This window comes from Paenibacillus sp. FSL R10-2788, from assembly GCF_038003885.1.
In the GTDB taxonomy this organism is placed as follows: domain Bacteria; phylum Bacillota; class Bacilli; order Paenibacillales; family Paenibacillaceae; genus Paenibacillus_AQ; species Paenibacillus_AQ odorifer.
On the sequence record NZ_JBBOQA010000001.1, the window covers coordinates 5,650,332 to 5,661,883 of the forward strand.

Here is an 11,552-nt window from a genome sequence, read left to right on the forward strand (position 1 = left end):
ACTTTAAAATAAGAATGGAATACCATCAATTTAGTGATTTTTATCGTTTTAACAGAAAACGTTTCCACTCGTTTTTCTAGTTTTTCTTTTTGTCACTTCGCTATCCTAGCTAGGAATATCAAGAGAAAGAAGGACTCTTTTTATGTTGAACATGGCTCAATTCGCAGCTACGGCTCGTGAACGAAACCTCAATATCTTCAATGTTCGTGTGCTTCAAAACGGTAACCTTGTGGGAAAGCTGGATCTCACGGAGGATATTCGGCGCTTGCAGCATTCCGTCAGCAAGTCTTTTACTTGTATGGCAGTAGGTCTTGCCATTGATGAAGGGAAGCTGACACTGGAAACAACGCTTAGAGATGTTTTTCCGGAGTATGCCTCTCCTCTTAAACAAACACTTCCTTCCATGCAGCCCGGAGATATAACTTTGTTCGATTTGCTGCGAATGAGTACAGGGCACGACTCCCCTCCATTTTGGGCTGAAGAGAGATTAGCCTTGAAGGATAAAAATTGGGTGCAGCATTATTTATCTCTGACTTTAGACAGAGCTCCCGGAGAGAAATTTACATACAGCAGCGGAGATACCATTATGATCTCTGCAATGGTGCAAGCCCGCGTCGGGCAAACCGTAAAGGATTATCTGGTACCTCGTTTGTTTGCACCTCTGGGTATAAACAATGTGGATTGGGAAACAACACCTCAAGGGGTAACCCTTGGCTGTGCCGGACTTCAGATTAACACGGAAGAGTTAAGCCGGTTTGGACAGCTGCTTTTACAGCAAGGAAAGTGGCAGGGCCAGCAACTGATCCCCGCAGCATGGATCGATTTTGTTACACAAAAACAGATCGACAATGATGGAAACGGCGACTGGGGAGAAGGATACGGCTGCCAATTCTGGCTCTGCTCCCACGACGCTTACCGTGCCGATGGCGCTCATGGACAATTCTGTCTTGTGGTGCCGGATGCTCAAGCAGTCATTGCAATTAACAGCATGGAAGATAACATGCAGGGCATCCTGGATATCGTCTGGGAGGAAATCTGGCCGCTTCTTTAGGAGCGGTCTTTTTTATGGCTTGAGGTTAGCGTGCGCATAATGGGTAATTTACATTCTTCGGCGATTAGCGATTGAGGAGGCTCGCGGAGTTTGGTGCTCGACGACGATAAGTGCTGAACACCGTAAGCGCCCAACACCGTAAGTGCCCAACACCGTAAGTGCCCAACACCGTAAGTGCCCAAAACCTATAAGTAACTCAACACACCAAGTAACCAGCACTTTCCGAGACTGAGGACGCTTGCGGACTCAGGTGACGTTATTTACTCTTTTATCGTCTTATGAGCAACCTTTCGGACACCAGTGCAGCTATTCCTGAGAAAGCAGCTCTTTTGGGGAACGTTTGGCACCAACAGCGACTATGGAGTCCGATAACATCGCAAATGTGGCACTTTTCAGCATTTAAGGTCATCTGGGTCCGATAGCTGCTGCGTATGTGCAAATGCGGTCTAGAGGCTCGAAGTTTGATCTCAACGATGATAAGAAGATAAACACGCACAAGCGTTCACACCAATCGATGCTCAAACCGTTTAAACCCGAAGTCCCCACCGCCAAACACGCCATGCAGTCAACACCAATAGATGCACAACACCAAGTAACCAGCATTACTCAAACTGAGGAGGAGGCTCGCGGACTCAGATGACGTTATTTTTTCATTTTTCGCCTTTTGAGCAACATTTCGGACTCCACTGCAGCTATTCCTGAGAAAACAGCTCTTTTGGGGCACCTTTGGCATCAATAGCGACGATGGAATCCGATAACATCGAAAATCCCTTAATTTTCAGCATTTAAGGTCCTCTGGGTCCGATAGCTGGTGCGTATGTACACAAATAAGTAGCTCAACACACCAAGTAACCAGCATTACTCAGACCGAGGAGGCTCGCGGACTCAGATGACCTTATTTGCTCATTTATCGCCTTTTGAGCAACGTTTCGGACTCCAGTGCAGCTATTCCTGAGAAAGCGGCTCTTTTGGGACACGTTTGGCACCAATAGCGACGATGGAGTCCGATAACATCGCAAATGTGGCACTTTTCAGCATTTAAGGTCATCTGGGTCCGATAGCTACTGCGTATGTGCAAATATGGTCTAGATGTTCGAAGTTTGATGTTCAACGATGATTAGTAGCTAAACACGCCCAAGCGTTCACACCAATCGATGCTCAAACCGTAAGTCCCCACCATCAAACTCGCCATGCAGTCAACAACAATAGAGGCACAACACCAAGTAACCAGCATTACTCAGACCGAGGAGGCTCGCGGACTCAGATGATCTTATTTGCTCTTTTATCACCTTTTGAGCAACGTTTCGGACTCCAGTGCAGCTATTCCTGAGAAAGTAGCTCTTTTGGGGCACGTTTGGCATCAATAGCGACTATGGAGTCCGATAACATCGAAAATCCCGCACTTTTCAGCATTTAAGGTCATCTGGGTCCGATAGCAGCTGGGTATGTGCAAAATAAGTAACTCAACACACCAGTAACCAGCACTTGCTGAGACTGAGGAGGCTTGCGGACTCAGATGACGTTATTTGCTCATTTATCGCCTTTTGAGATACGTTTCGGACTCCACTGCAGCTATTCTTGAGAAAGCGGCTCTTTTGGGGCACGTTTGGCATCAATAGCGACTATGGAGTCCGATAACATCGAAAATCCCATACTTTTCAGCATTTAAGGTCATCTGGGTCCGATAGTTGCTACGTAATGTACAAATGTGGTCTAGATGTTCGAAGTTTGATGTTCAACGATGATTAGTAGCTAAACACGCCCAAGCGTTCACACCAATCGATGCTCAAACCGTAATTCTCCACCGCCTACAAGTAGCTCATCACACCAAGTAACCAGCACTTTCTGTTGCTGAGGAGGCTCGCGGACTCAGATGACCTTATTTGCTCATTTATCGTCTTTTGAACAACGTTTCGGACTCCAGTGCAGCTATTCCTGAGAAAGCGGCTCTTTTGGGGCACGTTTGATACCAATAGCGATAATGGAGTCCGATAACATCGAAAATCCCATACTTTTCAGCATTTAAGGTCCTCTGAGTCGGATAGCTGCTGCGTATGTACAAATGTGATCTAGTCGTTTGAAGTTTAATGTTCAACGATGACTCGAATTTCGACGTTTAGTTCAAGAAGGAAGACAAAGGTATCCCGTGTGTGACCTCGAACTAAAACTCGCGCACGCAAAAACAGCCTTCCCGAAGGAAGGCTGTTAATTGACGTCCCGGAAGGGATTCGAACCCCTGACCGTGCGCTTAGAAGGCGCATGCTCTATCCAGCTGAGCTACCGGGACATATAAGAAATAAATACTATGTATTGACGCAACGATATTTATTATACCTTATTCAGCGGATTTTTCAAGTCAAAACAACTTAGAAAAATAATAAAAGAGTTTTCGGTGTGGTTTTTTCACACGTCAGCGTAACCACAGGAAATGAAAAGAACGGCATTTCTGCCGTCCTTTTCAGCGATTCCAGTGTACACTTTACAAGCCTTCGTTATTTACTCCAGCTTTCGAAAACGCTTCTCCAGCTGCTTTTTCAAATCCCCAAAAGTGAGTAATTCTCTTTGAAACTTGGAATGCTCATCTTCTGGCGACATGAAGTTGCTGCCTGTAAATGCACTCGAGGTCACATCTTGAAAAGCGTCATGCATATTGTTATCAAACCAATCGGTAGAGGTATCAGCATCATTAGTCAGAATACGGACAATCTCATATCCTTCTTCACGCCGATCCTCAACGATATACACCAAAAGCGCAGGATCACTAACAGCACCCGGCAAAACACCCACTTCTGCACAAGGCGCACCATCGTACTCCATCATTCTGCGAATTTTGGCGTCTTTAATATAATACACCTGTCATCCTTCCCTCCTGGCAAATTCCCCTCTCCCCTAGTGTTCGGATAAGGACATACATTTTATGCCTTCCTTCGGCATATATCTGTATTACTTGGCAAAAAAGTAAGGACAACAATCGCACAAAAGAGAGGATGAACCATCATGTGCGGAATAACCGGATTTATCCAGTGGCGCGGAGATCTCACTCAGCACTCGCAGCTGCTGGTCAAAATGACTGAAACTTTAGCAAACCGCGGCCCCGATGCAGCCGGAACCTGGATCTCAGGCCCCTGTGCTTTCGGTCACCGCAGACTTAGCGTTATCGATCCGGAGAACGGTGCCCAGCCCATGATCACCCGCCATGAGGAACAGGTATACGCGATTGTTTACAACGGCGAATTATATAACGCCCTCGAACTCAAACAAGAACTTAAGCAGCGAGGGCATCAATTCCGCACCCAGTGCGATACAGAGGTGCTGCTGCATTCCTATATCGAATGGGGCCCGGATTGCGCAGAGAAGCTCAATGGAATCTTTGCTTTTGCAGTATGGGACGGTCTTCGCGACCAAGTCTTTTTTGCACGTGACCGTTTAGGTGTGAAACCCCTGTTCTATAGCAAGGTTGATGATGTGCTAGTTTTTGGCTCAGAGCCTAAAGCGTTGCTGCAGCATCCTAAGGTACAACCAATTGTGGGTCCTGAAGGTCTCGCAGAAATCTTCATCATCGGTCCAGCGCGTACACCGGGTCATGGTGTTTATAAGGATATGCAAGAGCTTCGTCCAGGTCATGCTATGATCTATAGCCGTGAAGGTCTGCGCAGTTATGCCTATTGGAAGCTGGAGAGCGCAAAGCATACTGACAATGAAGCAGAGACAGCCGCTAAGGTGCGTGAACTGCTCCAAGATACACTCGAACGTCAACTGGTCTCAGACGTCCCTGTTTGCTCTCTTTTGTCGGGAGGGCTGGATTCCAGTGCGCTGACGGCACTTGCAGTGGATTACTACAACCGGAATGGTCAGGGACAAGTGGATACTTATTCCGTAGACTATGTAGATAACGACAAACATTTCAAAAGTCATACTTTCCAGCCGGGAGCAGATGGGCCGTGGATTAAACGAATGGTCGATGAATTGAATACAAACCACCACTACATCTCGTTCGATACCCCGGAGCTTGTAGAAGCGCTGGATAATGCTTTGTACACTAGGGATTTACCAGGGATGACCGATGTGGACTCTTCCTTGTACTTATTTTGCCGGGAGATTAAAAAGAACGCGACAGTAGCTATTTCCGGTGAAGCTGCGGATGAGATTTTTGGCGGATACCCTTGGTTCCACCGTGAGGAAATGCTCTCCTCAGGCACTTTTCCTTGGTCAGTTGCTCCGAAAATGCGTGCAAGTCTACTTTCCCCAGAAATTAACGAGTGGATTCGTCCACTGGAATATTTGGGTGACAGATATAGCGATGCGGTGGCTGAAGTTCCGAAGTTGGATGGAGAAACGGGAAAACAAGCACAAATGCGCGTAATGTCCTATCTGAATATCACCCGCTTCATGCCTACTCTGCTAGACCGTAAAGACCGAATGAGCATGGGTGCAGGGCTAGAGGTACGTGTTCCTTATTGTGATCACCGACTCGTTCAATATGTATTTAATATTCCGTGGGAAATCAAAAATCTGGGGGGCCGTGAAAAAGGGATTTTACGTAAATCTCTTGAAGGCATTCTTCCAGACGATGTGCTCTACCGCAAAAAAAGCCCTTACCCCAAAACTCATAATCCTGCCTATTTAAATGCGGTACGAACTCAGGTATTAAACATTCTGGATGACTCTACTTCACCCATACTTCCATTAATTGATGCTGCCAAAATCCGTGAGATCGCCGCTTCTCCGGAATCCTCAACCAATCTGCCTTGGTTCGGCCAGCTCATGTCCGGTCCTCAGCTGTTTGCTTACCTCGCCCAAGTGGATCTCTGGCTGCGTAAATATAACGTCTCCATCCAATAAGCGCGTAGAGAACTGAGATAATCGACAAGCCAAACAGCAAGTCACCGGATACGGGGACTTGCTGTTTGGCTTGTATTTGCAATAATTACTCTACGATCTTATCTGAACGATCCTTAAAAGTTAAAGTTGTCCGGGTCCGGGCCAAATCGATGGTCTTTGTTCAAGCCCTCGATAGCTTTGACATCCTCATCACTAAGCGTAAAGTCAAAGAACCCCGCATTCTCCTTGATTCGATCCGCATGTACGGATTTAGGTATCGTAATGACACCTTGCTGCAAATCCCAGCGAAGTACAATTTGAGCAGGGGTCTTGCCATACTTCTCAGCCAGCTCGTTTAAGAGCGGTAGATCAAGATTCCCTTGCATTAATGGACTCCATGCTTCAAGCTGAATGCTCTGTTCATTGGCATATTTCAGCAGCTCACGCTGAGTCAACAGCGGATGGAATTCCACCTGATTCACCACTGGTACCACTCCGGTATCCTCGATGATATCTTTCAGATGATGAACCTGAAAATTGCTCACGCCGATAGATTTGATGAGGCCCTCTTTTTGCAGATGAATTAAGGCCTTCCATGTCTCACGATATTTTCCTGCCACCGGCCAGTGTATGAGATACAGATCCAGATAGTCCAGACCTAGCTTGCGCCGGCTATCCTCGAACGCTTTTAGCGTAGACTCATAACCTTGATCAGGATTTCGTACTTTAGTCGTAATAAACAGCTCATCCCGGGCCACTCCACAATCACGAATAGCTTGTCCTACGCCTTCTTCGTTATTGTATCCGGCTGCCGTATCAATACTTCGATATCCTAATTCCACTGCGGTTTTGACCGCATGAATAACCTCTTCGCCATCTTTAGTCTTATACACGCCAAGACCCAGCCACGGCATGGTCACCCCATCATTTAAAGTAGGACCACCCGAGAACGGTGCATTCAATTCACTCATCGCTTAACCCTCCAAGCTTATTGTTATTTCGTTAAACATACTTAACCTTTTTACCCACTTAAGAAGCAAACACTACCATAAAAAGTATAGCAGATGGCTTCATCATTCCCCAAATCCTTATAAAAAAACGGAGGCGTAAGCGCCCCCGCTCTTCTTTATTTCTCAATTAGTTTGAAATCATCAAAATGGAATTCAGGAGAAACAATACAGGATACCAGCGTCGGCTCTTTGCCTAACGAACGCGCGGCCTGCCATACTCCCGCTGGAACAACCACTTGTGGCTGCTGGCCTGCAGCAATATCGAGACCCAGAATAACTTCCTGCACATCCTCAGGCTTATCTCCATTACCTCCGAGACTAAGCACGATTGGACTACCGGAATGCCACAACCAAACTTCATCGGACAATACAGTATGCCAATCAGATTGTTCGCCTTCGTGAAGCAGAAAATAAATTGAAGATGCCGAATGACGTGATCCAGAATAGCTATCGCCTAACACTTCCTGCGAAATTTCAAATTCCGAATTCCAAAGTCTTTTGTACCAACCACCCTCAACGTGAGGCTGTAATCCAAGCAGTTCAACTAGCGGTGAAATTTCTTTTTGCGTCACAGTAGCTTCTCTCCTTCAAAGTTAGCATGAACAACAATAGCTTCATATGCATAAGGTTGTTTTTGCTTTTTACTTTAACGGAATAAGCTCGAATTGTAAAATCTATTTACTGTCCTTGCTCGCTTTGAAGACTTCCGCAATCGCTCCAAGACTTCCCAGCGTTTCAACAGCGCTAGTTGGCAAGAACACTTTATTAGCAGGGCCTTTGGCAATCTCAGCCAGAGCCTCGAAGGAACGATAAGCCAGCACCTGCTCATCCAGACCTGCTGAACGAATCAGCTCAATGCGTGATTTTTCTGCTTCTGCCACGGCTTGAATCGCTTTAGCCTCACCGTGTGCTTCCAGTTCCTGCGCCTGCCGTGAACCCTCTGCTTGACGGATACGCGCTTCTTTATCGCCTTCTGCTTTTAGAATCTTACTCTGTTTATCCCCTTCAGCGCGCAGGATCATATCCTGCTTGGCAGCTTCCGCTTCCAAAACAATGGCACGTTTGCTCCGCTCTGCTTTCATCTGCTTATCCATCGCTTCCTGAATATCCAACGGCGGTTTGATATCGATAACTTCCACACGCTCGATCCGTACGCCCCACTTCTCAGTAGCTTCATCGAGAGCAAGACGGATATCCGTCGAAATCTTTTCCCGTCCAGACAAGGTCTCATCCAATTCCAGCTTACCGATGATTTGCCGCATCGTTGCCGTCGAAATGTTTCTTACCCCATAGACATAATCAGAAATACCATAAGTAGCTTCCTCTGGTCCAACCACCTGGTAGAAAATAATCGTATCAATCTGCACCTGCACGTTATCCTTTGTAATTACCGTTTGCGGAGGTACATTTGCTTGTTGAATCCGTAAATCATGGTAGGTGCGCACCTGATCAATTACAGGAATCAGAATGTTCAGCCCCGGTGTCAGCAGACGATTAAATTTACCGAGCCTTTCCACTACGCCTACCCGCTGCTGTGGTACGATTTTGACTGTTAATGCCACAAAAACTACGACCACTACAATAATAATTGCGATAATTGCCCATTGCATTAGTTCATTTCCCCCCATCGTTCTACTTCGATAATCGTCGTGCCTCTTTTCACTACTCTTACAACCTCATCCTTGCCTAGAGACTGTTCAGAGGTCGCGCTCCACGTATCTCCGCCTACCTTCACTTGCCCGTAACGTCCCTGCTCTATCGGCTCAACAACTACTCCTTGCCTACCGATGATTTCTGTACCTGTATCCTTGAACCCACGTGAATGGCGAAATCTAGAAACCAGTGGTTTCGAGAATATAGTCAGACCAAGTGCGACCAGTGATCCAAGGACCACCTGAAACAAAATGGCTTCGGGAACAATCAGCGACACCAAACCTGCGGCCAAAGCACCAATACTAAGCCACAATAAATAAAAAGTAAGCGTCATCATCTCTACAACAAACAGGACACCGGCTGCGATCAGCCAAAACACCCACACAACCATCGGTGAGCCCACCACCTTCCGTATGATACTACTATAACGAAAAGAAACATCGATGCGTTGCATAGTTCCATAAAAAAATATTTCAGGCATGTATATAATTTATATTCATTACATCGGTGGTTATGTGTTTCTTCATGAGTTTCTTGATAAAAGGCGAGTATACAAATCCAAAAGGGTTCACTTTTTGACGAGTCACTATAAATTAGAAAATTCTCCCCCTATATCACCTGATTTTATCCCTAGCGCAATTGCAAGCTATGCTTGAGAATAAGAGTTACCATCACCCATTTATATCTAATTCATCCTAATTATCCAACTTCCAAACATCCTCCTCTATTCATTCAAACCATACACAGCATGTTACATCTTTTAAAATCAATGAAACAGCAGCACACAAAAAGCATAAAAGAAAGCGCTTACTGATTGGGTAAGGCTTGATTTGGACCGCTGCTTTTTTGCTGCTGAATCTACGAATTGAACTTCAATAGAATGATAGGGACGCCAAGGGTGATGGTGCACTACAACCGACGGGAGGTGAAGGTCAGGACATCTTGCCGAAAAGAATTTCGAACTACACTTTGAATCTAGGAGGTAGAAATTCAATGATCTTCACGAAAAAAGCTTCACGCAAAACCTTTGCAATTGCGATGATCGCCGCGCTTGTTCTGACACTCTTTTCCACCCTGGGTGGCAGTCCCAAAACAGCCAACGCCGCACAGGATTACAAACTGGTTGGTTATTACGCTTCATGGGCCGCTTACGGGCGTGCTTACAATGTAACAGATATCGATCCTACCAAAATGAATGTCATTAACTACGCTTTTGCGGATATTTGTTGGAATGGCATTCATGGCAATCCCGACCCCACCGGCCCTAATCCGGTGACCTGGTCTTGCCAGAATGAACAAGGCCAAGCCATCAGCGTTCCGAACGGTACGATTGTTCTTGGTGACCCTTGGATTGACACTGGAAAAAGCTTCGGGGATGACAAATGGGATGATCCCATCAAAGGTAACCTGAAGCAGCTATGGAAGCTGAAGGAAAAGAACCCGAACCTGAAGACCCTAATCTCCGTTGGGGGCTGGACCTGGTCGAACCGTTTCTCGGATGTAGCTGCGACAGCTGCGACCCGTGAGGTTTTTGCCAATTCCGCGGTTGATTTTATTCGAAAATACAAGATGGACGGCGTGGATCTCGACTGGGAATATCCAGTAAGTGGTGGACTCGCAGGCAATAGCTACCGTCCTGAAGATAAAGAAAACTATGTACTGCTGCTGCAAAAAGTTCGCGAAAAGCTAAATGCAGCCGGCGCGGCGGATGGAAAAACCTATCTGCTGACCATTGCTTCCGGGGCAGGCCCAACGTATATCAACAACAATAACCTGGCCGGCATTGCTTCCGTTGTCGACTGGATCAATATTATGACCTATGACTTTAATGGGAGCTGGAACACCACCACCGGACATAATGCTCCGTTGTACTATGATCCCGCAGCTTCCGCTTCGGGCTTAACCGAACCGCAAAATTTTAACATCGATAAAGCGGTAACCTCCTATCTTGCGAATGGTGTACCTGCGAACAAGCTTGTACTTGGCATGGCTTTTTACGGTCGTGGTTGGGGCGGAGCTCCGGCTTCAGGAAACGGCCAATATCAGGTATCCGCTGGCATCTCACCAACAGGAACATGGGAAAAAGGCAGCTATGATTTCTATGATCTCGAAGCTAATTATATCAACAAAAACGGCTATACCCGCTATTGGAATGATACATCCAAAGTGCCTTATCTCTATAATCCAACAAATCAAACCTTTATCAGCTATGACGACGTAGAATCCTTTGGCCACAAGATCAGCTACCTGAAGTCCAAGGGTCTTGCAGGTGTCATGTTCTGGGAAACAAGTGGTGACCGGAACAAAACATTAACCAACAAACTAAACGCCGATCTTGGTGGCGGAGTGGTGCAGCCGACACCGACACCATCCACATCACCAACACCTACGGCAACTCCAACTCCTACGGCAACAGCAACGCCAACGCCAACTGCAACCGTGACGCCAACCCCAACTGCAACCGTGACGCCAACCCCAACGCCTACACCGGGACAATGTTCGGCAGCGGCCTGGGGTGCAACAACCGTATACACTGGCGGACAGCGTGTCTCCTACAATGGCTCAGTCTATGAAGCCAAGTGGTGGACGCAAGGGGATCGTCCTGATCTTAGCGGACCTGATGGGGTCTGGAAATTCATCAGCGTATGCGGAACAGCGACACCAACGCCAACTGCAACTGTGGTCCCAACTTTAACACCTACGGTAGTACCAACGCCTACCGCAACCGTTGCACCTACGCCTACTGTCGCGCCAACGCCAACTGCAACCGTTGCACCTACGCCAACTCCTTTGCCTACCGCTACACCTACTTCGGAAGGGTCTAGCTGGGGAACAGGCGTTGCGTAAAAAACAGGTGATGTCGTCGCCTACAACGGAAAAACATATACCTGCTTGCAGCCCCACACTTCACTTCAGGGCTGGGAGCCAGCCACCACACCTGCTCTTTGGAAGCTCAATTAAAGTCATGCAGGAAGCAGCGTTCCCTAAATAACATTATCCCCCCCTTGGAGGTATAT

General features: G+C 46.8%; 8 protein-coding genes, 1 tRNA gene and 1 pseudogene. 4 read left to right on the top strand and 6 right to left on the bottom strand.

Going from position 1 to position 11,552, the window contains the following annotated elements; translation table 11 throughout:
• The first annotated feature begins 142 nt into the window (after positions 1 to 142).
• Complete coding sequence (locus tag NSQ50_RS25160) at positions 143 to 1,051, top strand: serine hydrolase domain-containing protein (protein ID WP_076225255.1); 909 nt, start codon at positions 143 to 145, stop codon at positions 1,049 to 1,051.
• A gap of 2,213 nt (positions 1,052 to 3,264) precedes the next feature.
• Here NSQ50_RS25160 and NSQ50_RS25165 read toward each other — a convergent pair.
• Positions 3,265 to 3,338: transfer RNA gene (locus NSQ50_RS25165), tRNA-Arg, on the bottom strand.
• Between the two features lie 209 nt (positions 3,339 to 3,547).
• On the bottom strand, positions 3,548 to 3,904 hold the full coding sequence (locus tag NSQ50_RS25170) for a hypothetical protein (RefSeq protein ID WP_036686975.1): 357 nt from the start codon (positions 3,902 to 3,904) through the stop codon (positions 3,548 to 3,550).
• 144 nt (positions 3,905 to 4,048) lie between these two features.
• On the opposite strand from NSQ50_RS25170, the gene asnB reads away from it, so the two are divergent.
• Complete coding sequence (gene asnB, locus NSQ50_RS25175) at positions 4,049 to 5,893, top strand: asparagine synthase (glutamine-hydrolyzing) (RefSeq protein WP_076099465.1); 1,845 nt, start codon at positions 4,049 to 4,051, stop codon at positions 5,891 to 5,893.
• A gap of 113 nt (positions 5,894 to 6,006) precedes the next feature.
• Here asnB and NSQ50_RS25180 read toward each other — a convergent pair whose 3' ends face one another.
• From NSQ50_RS25180 to NSQ50_RS25195, 4 genes are all read right to left on the bottom strand, one after another.
• Positions 6,007 to 6,843, bottom strand: a complete 837-nt coding sequence (locus NSQ50_RS25180; protein ID WP_076225256.1) for an aldo/keto reductase — start codon at positions 6,841 to 6,843, stop codon at positions 6,007 to 6,009.
• Between the two features lie 155 nt (positions 6,844 to 6,998).
• Positions 6,999 to 7,454 carry a cupin domain-containing protein gene (locus tag NSQ50_RS25185; protein ID WP_036686965.1) on the bottom strand — a complete coding sequence of 152 codons (456 nt, stop codon included), beginning with the start codon at positions 7,452 to 7,454 and terminating at the stop codon, positions 6,999 to 7,001.
• A gap of 102 nt (positions 7,455 to 7,556) precedes the next feature.
• Complete coding sequence (locus NSQ50_RS25190; protein ID WP_036686962.1) at positions 7,557 to 8,492, bottom strand: SPFH domain-containing protein; 936 nt, start codon at positions 8,490 to 8,492, stop codon at positions 7,557 to 7,559.
• Positions 8,492 to 9,016: an NfeD family protein gene (locus NSQ50_RS25195; protein ID WP_256718601.1), complete on the bottom strand. Its 525-nt coding sequence runs from the start codon at positions 9,014 to 9,016 to the stop codon at positions 8,492 to 8,494. The genes NSQ50_RS25190 and NSQ50_RS25195 overlap by 1 nt, the downstream gene beginning before the upstream one ends.
• Before the next feature lie 512 nt (positions 9,017 to 9,528).
• Here NSQ50_RS25195 and NSQ50_RS25200 point away from each other — a divergent pair.
• Positions 9,529 to 11,382: a glycosyl hydrolase family 18 protein gene (locus NSQ50_RS25200; protein WP_081387018.1), complete on the top strand. Its 1,854-nt coding sequence runs from the start codon at positions 9,529 to 9,531 to the stop codon at positions 11,380 to 11,382.
• A 12-nt stretch (positions 11,383 to 11,394) separates the two neighbouring features.
• Positions 11,395 to 11,496 (top strand): annotated as a pseudogene (locus NSQ50_RS25205) (carbohydrate-binding protein); the annotation flags it as partial.
• Positions 11,497 to 11,552 lie beyond the last annotated feature (56 nt).

Coding starts and splice junctions, on each gene's coding strand:
- NSQ50_RS25160 (WP_076225255.1), top strand. CDS start 143: ATGTTGAACATGGCTCAATTCGCAGCTACGGCTCGTGAACGAAACCTC.
- asnB (WP_076099465.1), top strand. CDS start 4,049: ATGTGCGGAATAACCGGATTTATCCAGTGGCGCGGAGATCTCACTCAG.
- NSQ50_RS25180 (WP_076225256.1), bottom strand. CDS start 6,843: ATGAGTGAATTGAATGCACCGTTCTCGGGTGGTCCTACTTTAAATGAT.
- NSQ50_RS25190 (WP_036686962.1), bottom strand. CDS start 8,492: ATGCAATGGGCAATTATCGCAATTATTATTGTAGTGGTCGTAGTTTTT.
- NSQ50_RS25195 (WP_256718601.1), bottom strand. CDS start 9,016: ATGCCTGAAATATTTTTTTATGGAACTATGCAACGCATCGATGTTTCT.
- NSQ50_RS25200 (WP_081387018.1), top strand. CDS start 9,529: ATGATCTTCACGAAAAAAGCTTCACGCAAAACCTTTGCAATTGCGATG.